Genomic DNA, 16,423 nt, shown 5'->3' with positions numbered 1-16,423 from the left:
CTCCCGCCGCGCCCCTCGCGCGCGACGACCGTCCCGCTCGATCCGGATAGAGAGAAGTCACGTGCCGGATACTCATCCTTCGCCCTGGCGCCGTGCCGCGATCCAGGTGATCGCCGGCGTGGTCACCGTCGTCGCGGCCGCCCAGCTGGCCGTCATGGCGTACCTGGGACGGTTCGTGCGGCCCACCTCCGACGACTGGTGCGCGCTCTGGAAGACCCGGGACATGGGGATCTTCGGCATCACCGAGGACTTCTACCAGACCCAGAACGGGCGGATCGCCAACGCCTTCATCAGCGGTCTGGTCAACGCCGACGGCGTGGTCGGGATGAAGCTGTTCCCGGCGTTCCTGGTCGGCGCCATGGGCCTCGGGCTGGTGCTGCTGCTCCGGGAGATCTGGCTGCTGCTCGGCTGGCGGGTGCAGTGGCTGATGTTCGCGGCGATCGCCACCGTGGTCGAGGTGCTGCTCTTCATCGCGGCGAAGAACCCCTACCAGGCGCTGCTCTGGGCGCCGGCGACGATCTCGCACACGCTGCCGATCGCGATCGGAGTGTGGACCATCGCCCTCGGCCTCTGGGCGGGCCGCTCCGGGCCGGCCTGGCTGCGCGGCTTCGCGCTGGTCGTGGTGCTGCTCGCCGGCTTCTGCGTAGGCACCCTGAACGAGCCGTTCGTGATCGTCGGCGGGCTCGCCGCCGGGACCGTCGGCCTGCTCGTCGTGCCGTGGTTCCGTCAGGTGCGCGGCTGGTACCCGTTCGTCTGGTGCGTGGCGGCCTGCGCCGGCATGCTGACCGGCTACGCCGTGCTCTACACCTCGCCCGGCGCGCAGTGGCGGCGGGCGCAGAACACGGCCGCCCAGCCGCTGCTGTCGGCCGACAACCTGAGCGGGTCGTACCACGACTGGCTGCGGGTGCTCGACATCCTGTCGTCCGAGTGGACCTACCTGGCCGCCATCGCGATCGGCGTGGCCGCCGGCCTGCTGGTGGCGCCGCGCGACCGGGCCGAGACCGAGGACCGGGCCGCCGAGGGGGAGTCCGAGGCGCGCCGCCCGGCCCGCTGGGCGCTGATCGCCGCGTTCCTGCTGCCGATCCCGCTGCTGCTGCTCGGCTCGTTCGTGATCATCCTGGGCGTCCGGCAGGGCTACGGCCCGACCGGCTGGTCGTACTACCGCACCTGGTTCAGCTTCGTGGCGCCGATGGTCTTCACCCTGGCCGCCTACGGCGTGCTGGCCGGCCGGGCGCTGCGCAAGGCGATGGACGCCCGGCGCGGCACCACCGCGCTGACCGCCGCCCTGGTCACCGCGGTGCTGACGGCCGGCGTCGCGATCGTCGGCGTGGTCTCCCTGGTGCCCCGGGTGGAAACGCTGCACGACGTGGCCGCCACCCGCGCCGCGAGCTGGGACAAGCAGGACTCGCGGATCCGCCGGCAGGCCGCCGAGGGCGCCACCGTGGTGAAGTACAAGCCGCTGAACATCGGCAACCTCGCCGAGCCGTTCTACACCTCGAACTACTCCAAGGACTGGGTGGCCGCCTGCGCCGCCACCTGGTACGGCGTGGACCGGCTCAAGCGCCTGCGCTGACCCGGCGCCTCGCTCCCGGCTCCCGCGGGCCGGCCTCAGGCCAGTCGCGGGAGCGGGGCGGACCAGGGCTGCTCGGGCCAGTCGCGGGAGCGCGGCGGACCAGGGCTGCTCAGGCCAGTCGCGGGAGCAGGGCGGACCAGGCCTCCTCGGCGGCGCCGGCGATCGGGCCGTGGTCGCCGAGCGCGGCCGGCACGATCGGCGGCGGCGCGTCCCGGTGGATCGACATCAGCCCGTCGCGGTAGGCGGCGGCGATCTCGTCCGGGACCGTGGCCAGCAGGTCGGCGCCCAGCCCGCCGAGCGTGACCAGGTCCGCGTCCAGCGCGTTGACCAGGCCCGCGATGCCCCGGCCCAGGGTCTCGGCGACGGCCTGGACCGCGGTCAGCCGCGGACCCGGCCCGGCCGCGGCCGCGGTGATCACCCGGCGGGCGTAACTGATCGGGTCGGCCGGCGGCGGCTCGCCCAGCAGCCGGGCCAGCTGGTGCCCGTCGACCGCGACCCCCCAGCAGCCGCGCGCCCCGCACGGGCAGCGGACCGCCGGATCGCCGAACGGCATGTGCCCGAACTCGCCGGCCGCCCCACGCGCGCCGATCACCGGCCGGCCGCCGTCCACCACCGCGCCGCCCAGCCCCGCCTCGATCCGCAGGTGCAGGGCGACCGACGCGCCGGCCGCGGCGCCCCGGCGGGACTCGGCGGTGGCCGCCAGGGTGGCGTCGTTGCCGGCCGTGAAGACCTCGGCGTCCGGCCAGAGCTCGGTCAGGTCGGCGTCGTGCCAGCCGATCCCGACGGCCTCCACGCGGTGGGCGCGGGAGACGGTGCCGGGGACCGAGACGCCGATGGCGCGAGGGCGGTCGGCGTACCGGAGGCGAAGCTCGTCGATCGCGGCCCGGACCGCGTCGCGGACCTCGGGCCAGGCGGACCCGGCGTGCCGGCCGGAACTCGCCGCCGCGCTGGCGCCGCCCAGCTCGACCGCCTCCACCCGCCAGGCCTCCTGGGTGATCGCGACGGCCAGCGCGAGCGGGCCCGCCGGGTGCGGCAGCAGCACGGTCGTCGGCCGGCCCCGGAAACCGCTCGGCGCGGCCGGGGCCTGGGTCAGCAGCGTCGCGCGGCTCAGCTTGGCGACCAGCTCGGTGGCCGCGCCGGTGCCGACGCCGAGCCGCCGGGCCGCGTCGGCACGGGTCACGCCGGGGCTCCGGTGGACCACCCGGAGCAGCTCGATGGAGCGGGTCGTCACATCGGTTCCCCTTCTTATGCTCTGACTTGAAGCTTATTGTTCGAGGGTGAGTTTCCACCGCTCCGCGCTGGCCGCCATCGGTGCGTCCGCCTTCTTCTACGTCGCCGCCGAGACCCTGCCGATCGGGCTGCTGCCGCAGATCTCGGCCGATCTGCACGTCAGCGAGGCCCGGGTGGGCCTGCTGATGACCAGTTACGCCGTGGTCGCCGCGCTGAGCACCATCCCGCTCACCGCGGTCACCATGCGGATCCCGCGGCACCTGCTGATCGCCGTCACGGTAGCGATTTTCGCCGTCTCCCAGGCAGCCGCGACGTTCGCCCCGACCTTTCCGATCCTGGCCGGGTCCCGGCTGCTCTGCGCGCTGGCGCACGGCGTCTTCTGGTCGGTGCTGCTGCCGATCGTCGCCCGGCTCGCCCCGCCGGACCAGATCGGCCGGGCCAGCGCGCTCACCTCGCTGGGCAACTCGCTGGCCATCGTGCTCGGCGTGCCGCTCGGCACCGCGCTCGGGCAGTGGCTGGGCTGGCGGGTGGCGATCGGCTCGATGGCGGTCGGCGGGGTGATCTGCGTGGTGCTGCTGCTCACCGTGCTGCCCGCGCTGCCGCCGCTGCCCCGGGACCGGGCGGCCGGCGTCGGGCAGCAACTGGGCAACGCGGTGCGGATCCTGCGCGACGGCCGGGTGGCCCGGCTGTGCCTGGTGACCGCGGTGCTGGTGATCGGGCACTTCGCGGCGTACACCTACATCGCGCCGCTGGTCCGCCGGGACGGCGGGCTGGACGGGGCCGGGCTGAGCGCGCTGCTGCTCGGCTACGGGGTGGCCGGGCTGCTCACCACCTACCTGGTCGGCCGGCACATCGACCGGCGCCCCGGCCCGCTGCTACTGATCCTGCTGGCCGCCCAGGCGGCGTCGGTGGCGCTGCTCGCGCCGGTCCTCGGGCTGGCGCCGACAATCGTGGCCACGCTGGTGTGGGGCGGGGCGTTCACCGCCATCCCGGCGGTCCTCGGCTCGGTGCCGCTGCGGATCGCGCCACACGCCCGGGACGCCGCGTCGGCGGTCTACGTGGTGGCGTTCCAGATCGGCATCGGCAGCGGCGCCTTCGTCGGCGAGCGCCTGGTGACGGCCGGCAGCCTCGGGATGCTGCCGCTGCTCGCCGGGGTGCTCGCGGTGGTCGCCGGCACGCTGGTGCTCTTCTCCCGATCGGTCTTCCCCACCCGGATCAGCGCCGACGACCACCACCGGGTCGCCGCGGAAGCCGCCGCGGTGGCTCGTTAGGCCCCGCCGCCCGCCGCCCGCCGCCCGCCGCCCGCCGCCCGCCGCCCGCCGCCCGCCGCCCGCCGCCCGCCGCCCGCCGCCCGCCGCCCGCCGCCCGCCGCCCGCCGCCCGCCGCCCGCCGCCCGCCGCCCGCCGCCCGCCGCCCGCCGCCCGCCGCCCGCCGCCCGCCGCCCGCCGCCCGCCGCCCGCCGCCCGCCGCCCGCCGCCCGCCGCCCGCCGCCCGCCGCCCGCCGAGGCTCGCCGTCCGCACTGTGATTACTCGTTAGGGGCCAATGTTCGCGCGGTTCCGCAAACCGTGCGGATGACGACGTAATGTCACTCACGGCCGCAAGGAAAGCCTGGCCGGCCCGCGGCGGATTCGCGGACCGGCCAGGTGCTTTCCGTCTCCGCCCCACTCCCGCCGTGTCACCTCCGGCGCGAGGCGCCGATGCGGGTTCCGGCCGACGTGGCGCAGCAGAGCGGTGCCGATGCCGCGGCGGCCACGACCTCGCAGCGGGTCCGCCGCAACCCCGCACCGATGCTGGTCGCGGTCCAGCCGCCGGTCGCGGTTCGTGGGCTGTGCGTCATGGGTGTCTCGGGGTGGTCGAGACACCCATGAGAGCCAGCCGGTTCCGTGAGTCGCGGCTGGGTCCTGACGCGTTGTGGCCTCGCGTGCCCCGCCGGTGGGGCGTGTGTATGCCTGGATGGGTCGGGGTCCAGCCGCCGGTCGTGGTCTGTGGGCTGTGCGTCATGGGTGTCTCGGGGTGGTCGAGACACCCATGAGAGCCAGCCGGCTCCGTGAGTCGCGGCTGGGTCCTGACGCGTTGTGGCCTTGCGTGCCCCACCGGTGGGGCGTGTGTATGTCTGGTGCATGGGTCGGGCTGGGGCCGGCGGGTCGTGACCGGCCGTGGGCGTCTTGCGCAAAGGTCGGGCTGGGGCCGGCAGGCCGTGGACGTCGCCTTGGGCAGGGTGGGTCGCGTGACGGGTCGTGGCCGGCCGTGGACGTCGCCCTGGGCAGGGTGGGTCGCGTGACGGGTTGTGGCTGGCCGTAGATGTTGCGTTGGGCGGGTGGGCGGGTGGTTGTGGTCTGACGGGTCGTTAGTGGTTGCGGGCGTCGCCCTGGAGGGCCGGGCGTTTTGGACGCGTAGCGGCCAGCCCGGCCCGGAAGGGTCCCTGGCGGGAGCGACGATCAGTGATCAGCGCGATCCGAGTCAGCAGTCCCTTGAATTTGATCTTGATCAGGCCGACAGGGCCGCCTCGGCCGCGGCGAGGAAGGCGTCGTTCTCCTCCGGGGTGCCGATGGTCACGCGGACGCCGTCCGGGTGGAAGCCGCGGACGATCACCCCGCGCGCCTCGCAGGCCGCGGCGAACGTCGCGGTCCGGTCGCCGATCGGCAGCCAGACGAAGTTGGCCTGGCTCTCCGGCACCTCCACGGGCAGCTTGCGCAGCGCCTCGGTGACCCGCTGCCGCTCGGCGGTGACCAGCGCGCAGCGGCGCACCACCTCGGCCTCCTGGCGCAGCGCGGCGAGCGCCGCGGCCTGCGCCACCAGGCTGGTGGAGAACGGGGTGAGCACCTTGCGCACCACGGCGGCCACCTCGGGCTGGGCGACCAGGTAACCCATCCGCATGCCGGCCAGGCCCCAGGCCTTGCTCATGGTGCGCAGCACCACCACGTTGGCCCGGTCGCCGTAGGTCTCCAGGCCGTCCGGCACCGCCGGGTCGGTGACCAGTTCCCGGTACGCCTCGTCGAGCACCACCAGCACGTCGGACGGCACCGCCGCGAGGAACCGGTCCAGCTCCGGCCGGCGCAGCGCGGTGCCGGTCGGGTTGTTCGGGTTGCACACGAAGATCAGCCGGGTCCGGTCGGTGATCGCCGCCGCCATCGCGGTCAGGTCGTGGGCGTGGCCGGGCGTGTTCGGCACCCGGACGCTGGTGGCGCCGGCGCCGGCCGCGACGATCGGGTACGCCTCGAACGACCGCCACGCGTAGAGCACCTCGTCGCCGGGCAGACAGGTGGCCTTGACCAGGATCTCGGCCAGCGCCACCGAGCCGCAGCCGGTGACCACCCGGTCGGCGGCCACCCCGAGCCGCTCGGCCAGCGCGTCGCGCAGCGCGAGCACACCCATGTCCGGGTAGCGGTGCATCTGTTGGGCGGCCTCGGTGACCGCCTCCACCACGCCGGGCAGCGGGCCGTACGGCACCTCGTTGCTGGCCAGCTTGATCGCCTCGGCGATGCCCAGCTCGCGAGCCAGGTCGGCGACGTTGCGACCGGGCACGTACGCGGGCAGCGCGTCCAGATCGGCGCGGGTCAGCCGGGTCATTCTCGTCCTCCTGGGATGTCGCCGCGCGGCGCGGCCTCGACGGTCTGTTGGGCGCCTCGCGGGACCGCGACGACGACGGTGGACGCCGCCTTGTCGTGCCAGGCCTGCCGCAGGCGCGGGTCGAACGTGGCGGAGAGGGAGTCCAGGAACTGGATCACCAGCCCGACCAGGCACCACCAGAACAGTGTCCACATGCCGAGCTGGGCCCAGCGGGAGAACGCGCGGCGGAACCCGATCGGCTGGGTGCTGTCCAGCCCGACCACCTTGATCCCCATCAGCATCTTGCCGAGGGTCTGCCCGCGGCTGCTGATCGCCGGGGCCTCGTAGAGCAGCCAGAGCAGGGTGGCGATCACGATGATCGTCATCTGCAGGGTCTGCATCCGCCCGGTCGGCTCCAGCATGTCCGGCTCGGCGCCGGCCATCACCTGGTCCAGGTAGCGGTTGTAGATCGGCCGGAAGTCCTGCCACCACTGGTAGACGAACCAGCCGTTGACCACGACGTTCAGCAGCAGCACCACGCCGATGTCGATCAGCCGGGCGAGCAGGCGCTGCCCCAGGCCGGCCAGCGGCATGCCGTGCGGGCGTGCCTTCGGGACCGGCATGGCGTAGGCGTGCGGTGGTTGCGGGTACGGCCAGGCCTGCGGCGGTGGCGGCTGCTGCCATCCAGGCGGCGGCTGCTGCCATCCGGGCGGCGGTTGCTGCCAGCCCTGCGGAGGCGGCGGCTGCTGCCAGCCCGGTGGCGGTTGCTGCCAGCCCTGCGGAGGCGGCGGCTGGTGCCAGCCAGGAGGCGGCTGCTGCCACCCCGGCGGCGGCTGCTGCCACCCGGGCGGCGGACCGTAGGCCGGATGGGCGGGCGGCGGCTGGGGCGGGGCGTAGGGCTGCGGCTGGGGCGTCACCACCGGGGGCGGTGCCGCGGGGGGTTCCGCCTCCACCGGGGGCGGTCCCACCGGCGGCACCGCGTCGGCCGGGATGGCTTTGCCCAGCCAGCCCTCACCGTCCCAGTAGCGCTGGGTGCTGGTGTCGGCCGGGTCCTTGTACCAACCCGCGGGAAGGGAACTCATGCGCAAACCTTTACCACGTATGCCTGACGGTTCCCTGCGCGCAGGTCAGTACGTCACAGGTTGCCGCGCCGCTCCTGCTCCCGCTCGATGGCCTCGAAGAGCGCCTTGAAGTTGCCCTTGCCGAAACCGAGGGAGCCGTGTCGCTCGATCAACTCGAAGAATACGGTGGGCCGGTCCTGCACCGGGGCCGTGAAGATCTGCAGGAGATATCCGTCCTCGTCCCGGTCCACCAGGATCCGGCGCTTCTTCAGCTCCTCGATCGGCACCCGCACCTGCCCGATCCGGGCCCGCAGCTCCGGGTCGTCGTAGTACGAGTCCGGCGTGTTCAGGAACTCCACGCCCGCCCCGCGCATCGCGTCGACCGTGGTCAGGATGTCGTTGGTGGCCAGCGCGACGTGCTGCGCGCCGGGACCGCCGTAGTACTCCAGGTACTCGTCGATCTGCGACTTGCGCTGCGAGATGGCCGGCTCGTTCAGCGGGAACTTGACCTTGCGGGTGCCGTCCGCGACGACCTTGGACATCAGCGCCGAGTAGTCGGTGGCGATGTCGTCGCCGATGAACTCGGCCATGTTGGTGAAGCCCATGACCCGCCGGTAGAACTCCACCCACTCGTCCATCTTGCCCAGCTCCACGTTGCCGACCACGTGGTCGACGGCCTGGAAGAAGCGCTTCGGGCGGACCGCCACGATCGGCTCCCGGGCGACGAAGCCGGGCAGGAACGGGCCGTCGTAGCCGGAGCGGTCGATCAGGGTGTGCACGGTGTCGCCGTAGGTGGCGATCGACGCCATCCGGACCGTGCCGTGCTCGTCCTTGACGTCGTGCGGCTCGGTCACGCCGCGCGCCCCGGTCGAGGTGGCGTGCAGGTAGGCCGCGTCGACGTCGGGGACCTGCAGGGCGATGTCCGAGATGCCGTCGCCGTGCTTGGTGACGTGCTCGGCGCCCGGCGCCCCGGCGTGCACCATGCCGGTCAGCACGAACTTGGCGCCGCCACTGACCAGCACGTACTCGGCGTGGTCGCGGTAGCCCTGCTCGGGACCGCGGTAGGCGACGCAGCGCATGCCGAACGCGGTGGAGTAGAAGTGGGCGGCCTGCCGGGCGTTGCCCACGAGGAAGCGCAGGTGGTCGACGCCCTTCACCGGGAAGACGTCGTTGTTTTTCTCGGTCGGCGAGGTCATGAGGCTGAGGATTGACTCAGCTCACACGGATGGGCAACAGTCGGTTTTTCGTCTGGTCAATCTGTGCAATAAGTAGGGGGGTGGCCGGAGATGACCGAGCAATTTGTTCAGCTCGACGAGCTGGATGCGCACCTGGTCGAAATGCTCGCGGCGGAGCCGCGGATCGGCGTGCTGGAGCTGTCCCGGCGGCTCGCGGTGGCACGCGGCACGGTCCAGGCCCGCCTGGACAAACTCATCGCCCGCGGCGCGATCAAGGGCTTCGGCCCGGAGGTGGTGCCGGCCGTGATCGGGTACCGGGTGATGAGCTTCGTGACCCTGGAGATCAGCCAGCGGTACGGCCACGACGCGGTGGCGAGCCACCTGGCCGAGATCCCCGAGGTGCTGGAGGCGCACACGATCACCGGTGGCGGGGACATCCTGTGCCGGATCGTGGCCCGCTCCAACGCCGACCTGCAGCGGGTGATCGACAAGATCGTCGGTTACGAGGGGATCCGGCGGGCGCACACGATCATCGCGCTGGCCGAGCTGATCCCGTACCGGACGGTGCCGTTGACGAAAGCGGCAACTCTCGCATAAGCCCACGACACGGGCTTTCTACGCTGGCGGGGTCGGTGGATTCCGATCATTAGGGTGCCGGCATGGCCTCGGGCACCTGGAAGGGAGTCACGCTGGTCGCTGCCGTCACGGTCACCGTGCTGGCCACGACCGGGGTGTGGAACCCGTTCCCGCAGCTCTGGGAATGGGTCAGCACGAGCGAGCCGGTGGCGCCCGGCACCACCTGGCAGCAGCGGCTGGGCGGTGCCCCGCAGAGCGTCGCGGTGGCCGGCGAGTCGGTGATCGTCGAGTACCGCACCTCGGTGGAGGCCTACCACCTGAGCACCGCGGTGCGGATGTGGTCGACCGACGCCGACTGGGCCGCGATGGCCGGGCAGGGCGCCGACGCGGTGGTGGTCACCGGCCGGCTGCTGACCAAGGGTTACCAGGTGCTGGACCCGCGGACCGGCACGGTGCGCCGGGCGGACACCGAGGCGAGCGCGGTCTGGACGTACCGGAACGGGATCGTCGACCTGCGCTGCTCGGGCGGGAACGACTGCCGGCTCACCGCCTGGGACCCGCGGGCCGGCACCCAGCTCTGGTCGGTGGCCACCGGCGGGATCGGCTTCGTGCTGCACGCCGCGAACCCGGACCTGCCGGACGCCCGCCGGCTCGGCACCGGCGACGTGGACGACGACGCGGCCGGCCCGGCGGAGATGCCCGGCCTGCTCGGCCTGCCGGACGGCGACCAGGTCCGGGTGATCGACACCGCCACCGGCCGGCTGGTGCAGACCGCGAAGGCCGGTGCGGACCAGCGGATCGCGGTGGTCGGCGGCCGGGTGCTCACGATCACCGGCACCGCGAAGGACGGCACCTGCTACTACGGCGTGGTGGCCACCGGCCCGCCGGGCAACCGGGTGGTCTGGAAGCGGGACGGGCTCAACCTGCGGACCGCGGAGAGCGACTGCGAGCAGGACCGGGACCCGGCCGGGGGGTACGACGTGCTGCTCGGCGTCGACCCGTACGGCCGGCAGGAGCTGATCAACGGGGCCGACGGGCGGATCCTCTGGTACGGCGACAAGACGGCCGAGGTGCTCGCGGTCGACGACCGGTACGCGGTGATCCGGGACGGCGACGCCCTGCGCGGCTGGTCGTTCAGCCGGGGCCGGGCGGTCTGGCGGCAGGCCGGGGCGAAGGCCGGTGCCGCGCTCACGCCGCACGCGGTGATCGTCGTCTCGTCCGGACGAGTGACGGCGCTGAATCCGGCGAATGGGGCGGTTCGTGCCGATGTACGCACGGATGCGAAGGTCTTCACCGCCACCGCCCAGGGTTTGATCCTGGTTTCCGGCCGCGACATGGCCTATCTGCCCTACCGCTGACCCGCCGACAGGCGCGTTTGCCGGGTGCCGGGTTCGCACCCCCCACCCCGGCTGGCCTAGGCTTGCCGCTCATGAGCAGAGGCGCCGCTTTCACCTACTCGCCGCTCTTGCCGACCGGCGACGATTCGACCGAGTATCGCCTGGTCACGGACGAGGGCGTGGATGTCGTGGAGGGCCCGGGCGGGCGCCGCTTCCTGACCGTCGAGCCAGCCGCGCTGACCATGCTCACCGCCGAGGCGATGCACGACATCGCGCACTACCTGCGGCCGGCGCACCTGGCCCAGCTGCGCGCCATCATCGATGACCCGAAAGCGTCGCCGAACGACCGGTTCGTCGCCCTGGACCTGCTGCGCAACGCGAACATCGCGGCCGGCGGGGTGCTGCCGATGTGCCAGGACACCGGCACCGCGATCGTGATGGGCAAGCGCGGGCGGCACGTGCTCACCGACGGGCGCGACGAGGAGGCCATCGCGCTCGGCGTCTACCAGGCGTACACCCGGCTCAACCTGCGGTACTCGCAGCTCGCCCCGCTGACCATGTGGGACGAGAGGAACACCGGGTCCAACCTGCCGGCCCAGATCGAGCTCTACGCCGAGGACCCGAACGGGCAGCCGGACGCGTACAAGTTCCTGTTCATGGCCAAGGGCGGCGGCTCGGCCAACAAGTCGTACCTCTACCAGGAGACCAAGGCGCTGCTGAACCCGCAGCGGATGATGCAGTTCCTGGACGAGAAACTGCGGCTGATCGGCACCTCCGCCTGCCCGCCGTACCACCTGGCCGTGGTGATCGGCGGGACCAGCGCCGAGCACGCGCTGAAGACCGCCAAGCTGGCCAGCGCGAAGTACCTGGACAACCTGCCCACCGCCGGCACCATGGCGGCGCACGGTTTCCGCGACCTCGAGCTGGAGGCCGCGGTGCTGGAGCTGACCCGGGACTTCGGGATCGGCGCGCAGTTCGGCGGGCGCTACTTCTGCCACGACGTGCGGGTGGTCCGGCTGCCCCGGCACGGCGCGTCCTGCCCGGTCGCGATCGCGGTCTCCTGCTCGGCCGACCGCCAGGCGGTCGCCAAGATCACCCCGTCCGGGGTCTGGCTGGAGCGGCTGGAGACCGACCCGGCCCGGTTCCTGCCGGAGGTCACCGACGACCACCTGGAGTCCGAGCAGGTCGTCAAGATCGACCTGAACCGGCCGATGGCCGAGATCCGCGCCGAGCTCAGCAAGTACCCGGTGAAGACCCGGCTGTCGCTGACCGGCCCGCTGGTGGTGGCCCGGGACATCGCGCACGCCAAGATCGCCGAGCGGCTGGACGCCGGCGAGCCGATGCCGCAGTACCTGCGCGACCACGCGGTCTACTACGCCGGCCCGGCGAAGACCCCGGAGGGTTACGCATCCGGCTCGTTCGGCCCGACCACGGCCGGCCGGATGGACTCCTATGTGGAGAAGTTCCAGGCGGCCGGCGGCTCGATGGTGATGCTGGCCAAGGGCAACCGGTCGCAGCAGGTGACCAACGCCTGCAAGGCCCACGGCGGCTTCTACCTCGGCTCGATCGGCGGCCCCGCGGCCCGGCTGGCCCAGGACTGCATCCGGCACGTCGAGGTGCTCGAGTTCCCGGAGCTCGGCATGGAGGCGGTCTGGAAGATCGAGGTGGCGGACTTCCCGGCGTTCATCGTGGTCGACGATAAGGGGAACGACTTCTTCGAGGCGGTCACCAAGCCGGTCCTGAGCATCGGCAAGCGGTGAGGTCCCGCCGCGTCGAGGCGGCACCGTCACCTGCAAGATCAAGAGCATGCTGACTCGGGTCCGCGCTGATCACTGATCGTCGCTCCCGCCAGGGACCCTTCCGGGCCGGGCTGGCCGCTACGCGTCCAGAACGCCCGCCCCTCCAGGGCGACGCCCGCGGGTGGCCACGACCGCCAACCCCGCGACGCGCGTCGCGACCCCGGACCGCCGCGCGTCTCACGGCAGTCCGGCTGGCTCTCGTGGGTGTGTCGAGCACGTCGAGACACCCTCTGCGGCCAGATGGACCGAGGTCGGGGTTTGGGCGGATCACCGGGAGGGGGCAGTTCGGCCCGGATGCGGCCTCGCGGTCGTGCGGTGGCAGCGGCCTGGCGTCGAGGCACGGGAGCCGGCTGTGCGGGTGGGGTGGGCGCCGGGCGTACCGGAAAGGGGTTCGGTCAGCAGAAGCCGGAGACCGGGCTGAGCCACTCGGCGAGCTGGGGCTTGAGGGTCTTGTCCAAGTCGGCGGTGGTCTTGATCTGCTTGAGGTAGGCGTGGTCCTTGGCGCTCGCCTCGAGCTTGCGCGCCGAGGTCTCGCCGGCCGCCTTGAGCGCCGGGTCCTGCGCGACCGCCGTCTCCTTGCGGATCTGGGCGCCGGCTGACTGCAGTTCGGCGGCCGCCGCCTTCTCCGCCTTGGTGGCGTCCGCCGCCTTCTTCGCCTCCTTGTAGGCGATCATCTTGCCGAGCGCGGTGCCGAAGTCGTTCAGCTCACCGGTGAAGATCTTGTCGAGCTGCTGGCACACCTTCGCGGTGTCGGCCGAGTAGTCCGGCGGCGGGACGGCCACGGCGGTCGACGGGGCGGGCGCCGCCCCCGTCTCGTAGACCGGTGCATCGCTGTCGCAGGCCGCAGCGGTGAACAGGACACCGGTGAGCACGGCCAGGATGGCGGGTCGCATCTGGATCCTTCGCGTCGGGGGAACGGCGGAACCGACGGTACGTTCCGTAGAGGCATCCGTCCAACCGAGAGTGATCAGCGAGATACGAACAGCCCGCCCACGGTGACCGTGGACGGGCTGAACGCCCCCGTGTTTCAAGTCATGTGGCCGTCCCACCGCGTTCTGGGGGCGATGGGTTTAAGCATCGGCGATGGAACGGCGCTGGACCTCACTCTGCGGCAGGGCGCTCTCGTTCCACTGTCGATCCGCTCTCACGTGTCGGCTAGTCTCGATGGCCGGCACGGGGAACGGATGGCTACCATGCGCTACCGCATTCTTGGGCCACTGTCCGTCACCGTGGCCGGACAGCCGGTGGCCGTGACTGCCGGGCGTGACCGGATCGTGCTGGCGATGCTGCTGCTCCACCCGAACCGGATCGTCGGCGCCGGCGAGCTCGTCGACGCGCTCTGGGGCAGCACCCCGCCGGCCACCGCGCGCGGCCAGCTGCAGTCGTGTATATCGCGTTTGCGACGGATCCTGCCAGCCGGGGTGATCCTCACTGATCGGGCAGGCTACGGAATCCGGGTCGAACCGGACGAGCTGGACGCCGAGGTCTTCGCCCAGGCGATCGAGAAGGCGCGTGCCGACGGCGACCCGGTGGCGTACCGGGCGGCGCTGGCCCTGTGGCGCGGCCCGGCCTGCGCCGAGCTGGACGCCCCGGCCATCCGCCAGGCCGCCGCGGTGCTCGACGAGCGGTACGCGCTGGCCGTCGAGGACTGGGCCGGCCTGGAGCTGGCCGCCGGCCGGGAGCGCGAGCTGACCGGTGAGCTGACCGCCATGGTCGAGCGGTTCCCGCTGCGCGAGCGGCTGCGCGGGCAGCTGATCCTGGCGCTGGCCCGGTCCGGGCGGCAGGCCGACGCGCTCACCGAGTTCCGCCGGGCCCGCCGGCTGCTCGCCGACGAGCTGGGCATCGAGCCCGGCGAGGAGCTGCAGGAGCTGCACCGGGGGATCCTCAAGGGGGAGACCGCGACCGGCCCGGCGCCGCGACCGGCCGCCCCGGTGCGCTGCCTGCCCCGGACGGTCGGCGACTTCACCGGCCGCCACGAGCAGGTCAACCGGCTGCTGGCCGGGCAGCTGGCCGGCGACGAGGCCGGCCCGCTGGTCGCGGTGATCGACGGGATGGCCGGCAGCGGCAAGACCACCCTGGCCCTGCACCTGGCCGCCCTGGTCGGCGACCGCTACCCGGACGCGCACCTCTTCGTCGACCTGCAGGGACACAGCGAGCGGGATCCGGTCGAGCCGGGCGCCGCGCTGGTCACCCTGCTCCGCCAGCTCGGGCTGGCCGCCGACGACATCCCGCTGGAGCCGATGCAGCGGGTGGCCTGCTGGCGCACCGAGGCGGCCCGGCGGCGGCTGCTGGTGGTGCTGGACAACGCCGCCTCCAGCACCCAGATCGCCGATCTGCTGCCCACCGCGCCGGGCAGCCTGGCCCTGGTCACCAGCCGCCGCCGGCTGGCCGGGCTGGACGGGGCGCGGGTCGAGTCGCTGCCGGTGCTCACCCCGGACGAGGCGGTCGCGCTGCTCGCCCAGATCGCCGGGGACCGGGTGCGCGAGGAGCCGGAGGCGGCCGCCGAGGTGGTCCGGCGCTGCGGGCTGCTGCCGCTGGCCATCCGGCTGGCCGGCGCCCGGCTGGCGCACCGCCCGCGCTGGCGGGTGGCCGACCTGCTGCGCCGGCTGAGCGAGGCGGCGCTGCCCGAGCTGGCCGCCGAGGACCGCACGGTGACCGGTGCGTTCACCCTGACCTACCGGCAGTTGCGGCCTCCGCTGCAGCGGGTGTTCCGGCTGCTCGGCGTCTACCCGGGCGCCGACTTCGACGCGCTCGCCGTGGCCGCGCTCGCCGACCTGGCCCGGGACACCGCCGAGGAGATGCTCGACGACCTGGTCGACGTGCACCTGGTCGACGAGCCGGAGCCGGGCGTGTTCCGGCTGCACGACCTGATGCGCGAGTACGCCGGGATGCTCGCCGCCGAGCTGCCCGAGGCGGACCGGGCCGCCGCGCTGACCGCGGTGCTGGACTTCCAGCTGCACGCCGCGATCGCCGCGGCCATCCCCAGCCACCGGTTGATCCTGGTGCGCGACCTCGGGGCCCCGGTCCCGGCCCGGCCGGACCTGGTGGTCGAGGATCCGATCGCCCGGCTGGAGCGGGAGCGTCCGAACCTGGTCGCCCTGGTCGAGGCGGCCGGCCGCACCGATTACGCCTGGCAGCTCCCGCGGGCGGTCTGGCACCTGCTGTTCTACCGCGGCTACATGGACGACATCCGGGAGCTGCAGGAGCGGGCGCTGACCGCGGCCGAGGCGTCCGGCAGCCGCTCGGCGATCGCCACCACCGCGAACTACCTGGCCTCGGTCTACGGCCGGGCCGGCCAGAACGACCGGGCCGAGGAGTACCTGCGGCTCTCCATCCGGCTGCGCGAGGAGCTGGGCGAGATCGCCGGTGCCGCGGTCGGCTACAGCAACCTGGGCAACATCCTGCTGAGCCAGGGCCGGCTGACCGAGGCGCTGGAGACGGTGCAGACGGTGATCCGGCTGCGCACCCGGTTCGGCCACCACACCACGCCGAGCCCGATGCTGGCCATCGCGGCGGACATCTACACCGCCCTGGGTCAGCCGGAGCGGGCGCTGCACTACGCCCGGCGCCGGCTCTTCTCGACGATCGAGAACCGGGAGGAGGGGCAGCTGGCCGGCACGCTGCTCTCCCTGCAGCGGCTCCGCTACCGGCTCGGCACGCTCAGCGCCGCGGCCGCGCACCGCTACATCGACCTGGCGCTCTGGGTGACCAGGCGGACCGGCTACCAGTCGACCACCGGGGACGCGCACAACGACCGGGCCCGGCTGCTGCGCGACGAGGGCCGCTACGCCGAGGCGATCGGCGAGCACCGCCGGGCCGTGGAGATCAGCGTCCGGCTGAACGACGTCCGGCACCAGGCCGGGTTCCGGCACGACTACGCGGTCACCCTGCGCCGGCTCGGGGACCGGGCCGGGGCGCGGGCGATGTTCGAGGAGTCGCTGCGGGTGGCCGGGGCGGGGCGGAATCCGTACTGGACGGCGCGGGCGCAGCGAGGGCTGGCGGACTGCCTGGACCAGGGTGATCCGGAGGCGGACCGGCTCCGGGCCCAGGCCCGGGAGATCTTCGAGCGGATGGGCCTCACCGAGGAGATCGCGGCGGCGGACTGATCCGCGAGAGAGGATG

At 73.2% G+C, this 16,423-nt stretch carries 11 protein-coding genes; 6 read left to right on the top strand and 5 right to left on the bottom strand.

The window, feature by feature from the left end; all coding sequences use genetic code 11:
* The first annotated feature begins 61 nt into the window (after positions 1-61).
* A complete protein-coding gene (locus BJY16_RS06100) occupies positions 62-1,573 on the top strand; it encodes a DUF6056 family protein (protein ID WP_185038135.1) in 1,512 nt (503 codons plus the stop codon).
* Between the two features lie 109 nt (positions 1,574-1,682).
* On the opposite strand, the gene BJY16_RS06095 is transcribed toward BJY16_RS06100, so the two are convergent.
* On the bottom strand, positions 1,683-2,804 hold the full coding sequence (locus BJY16_RS06095) for an ROK family transcriptional regulator (RefSeq protein ID WP_185038134.1): 1,122 nt from the start codon (positions 2,802-2,804) through the stop codon (positions 1,683-1,685).
* Positions 2,805-2,850: 46 nt separating this feature from the next.
* Between BJY16_RS06095 and BJY16_RS06090 the strand changes: the two genes are divergently transcribed.
* Positions 2,851-4,074: an MFS transporter gene (locus tag BJY16_RS06090; RefSeq protein WP_185038133.1), complete on the top strand. Its 1,224-nt coding sequence runs from the start codon at positions 2,851-2,853 to the stop codon at positions 4,072-4,074.
* Between the two features lie 1,217 nt (positions 4,075-5,291).
* Here BJY16_RS06090 and hisC read toward each other — a convergent pair.
* Genes hisC through hppD form a run of 3 tightly spaced genes read right to left on the bottom strand, consistent with a single transcriptional unit; the run spans position 5,292 to position 8,610 of the window.
* Positions 5,292-6,374: a histidinol-phosphate transaminase gene (gene hisC, locus BJY16_RS06085; protein WP_185038132.1), complete on the bottom strand. Its 1,083-nt coding sequence runs from the start codon at positions 6,372-6,374 to the stop codon at positions 5,292-5,294.
* Complete coding sequence (locus tag BJY16_RS06080) at positions 6,371-7,435, bottom strand: RDD family protein (protein ID WP_185038131.1); 1,065 nt, start codon at positions 7,433-7,435, stop codon at positions 6,371-6,373. The genes hisC and BJY16_RS06080 overlap by 4 nt, the downstream gene beginning before the upstream one ends.
* A 53-nt stretch (positions 7,436-7,488) precedes the next feature.
* Positions 7,489-8,610: a 4-hydroxyphenylpyruvate dioxygenase gene (hppD, locus tag BJY16_RS06075; protein ID WP_185038130.1), complete on the bottom strand. Its 1,122-nt coding sequence runs from the start codon at positions 8,608-8,610 to the stop codon at positions 7,489-7,491.
* Between the two features lie 90 nt (positions 8,611-8,700).
* Here hppD and BJY16_RS06070 point away from each other — a divergent pair, with 90 nt between their 5' ends.
* The 3 genes from BJY16_RS06070 to BJY16_RS06060 all read left to right on the top strand — a co-directional run bounded on the left by BJY16_RS06070 (position 8,701) and on the right by BJY16_RS06060 (position 12,262).
* Complete coding sequence (locus tag BJY16_RS06070) at positions 8,701-9,186, top strand: Lrp/AsnC family transcriptional regulator (protein ID WP_185038129.1); 486 nt, start codon at positions 8,701-8,703, stop codon at positions 9,184-9,186.
* A gap of 62 nt (positions 9,187-9,248) precedes the next feature.
* Complete coding sequence (locus BJY16_RS06065) at positions 9,249-10,523, top strand: outer membrane protein assembly factor BamB family protein (RefSeq protein ID WP_185038128.1); 1,275 nt, start codon at positions 9,249-9,251, stop codon at positions 10,521-10,523.
* A 71-nt stretch (positions 10,524-10,594) separates the two neighbouring features.
* Positions 10,595-12,262, top strand: coding sequence for a fumarate hydratase (locus BJY16_RS06060; RefSeq protein ID WP_185038127.1), 1,668 nt, complete (start codon positions 10,595-10,597; stop codon positions 12,260-12,262).
* 434 nt (positions 12,263-12,696) lie between these two features.
* Here BJY16_RS06060 and BJY16_RS06055 read toward each other — a convergent pair whose 3' ends face one another.
* Entirely contained in the window at positions 12,697-13,194 is a 498-nt protein-coding gene (locus BJY16_RS06055; protein ID WP_185038126.1) for a hypothetical protein, read from the bottom strand.
* 351 nt (positions 13,195-13,545) lie between these two features.
* On the opposite strand from BJY16_RS06055, the gene BJY16_RS06050 reads away from it, so the two are divergent.
* On the top strand, positions 13,546-16,407 hold the full coding sequence (locus BJY16_RS06050) for an AfsR/SARP family transcriptional regulator (protein WP_311775299.1): 2,862 nt from the start codon (positions 13,546-13,548) through the stop codon (positions 16,405-16,407).
* Positions 16,408-16,423: the final 16 nt, after the last annotated feature.

Origin of the sequence: Actinoplanes octamycinicus (assembly GCF_014205225.1) — a bacterium.
In the GTDB taxonomy this organism is placed as follows: domain Bacteria; phylum Actinomycetota; class Actinomycetes; order Mycobacteriales; family Micromonosporaceae; genus Actinoplanes; species Actinoplanes octamycinicus.
Note: the sequence above shows the minus strand (reverse complement) of the source record. Positions and strands in the feature narration are given on the sequence as shown.

Bases quoted from the DNA above. Each gene is read 5' to 3' on its own strand.
- BJY16_RS06065 (WP_185038128.1), top strand. From the start codon at position 9,249: ATGGCCTCGGGCACCTGGAAGGGAGTCACGCTGGTCGCTGCCGTCACG.
- BJY16_RS06080 (WP_185038131.1), bottom strand. From the start codon at position 7,435: ATGAGTTCCCTTCCCGCGGGTTGGTACAAGGACCCGGCCGACACCAGC.
- BJY16_RS06060 (WP_185038127.1), top strand. From the start codon at position 10,595: ATGAGCAGAGGCGCCGCTTTCACCTACTCGCCGCTCTTGCCGACCGGC.
- hisC (WP_185038132.1), bottom strand. From the start codon at position 6,374: ATGACCCGGCTGACCCGCGCCGATCTGGACGCGCTGCCCGCGTACGTG.
- hppD (WP_185038130.1), bottom strand. From the start codon at position 8,610: ATGACCTCGCCGACCGAGAAAAACAACGACGTCTTCCCGGTGAAGGGC.
- BJY16_RS06070 (WP_185038129.1), top strand. From the start codon at position 8,701: ATGACCGAGCAATTTGTTCAGCTCGACGAGCTGGATGCGCACCTGGTC.
- BJY16_RS06055 (WP_185038126.1), bottom strand. From the start codon at position 13,194: ATGCGACCCGCCATCCTGGCCGTGCTCACCGGTGTCCTGTTCACCGCT.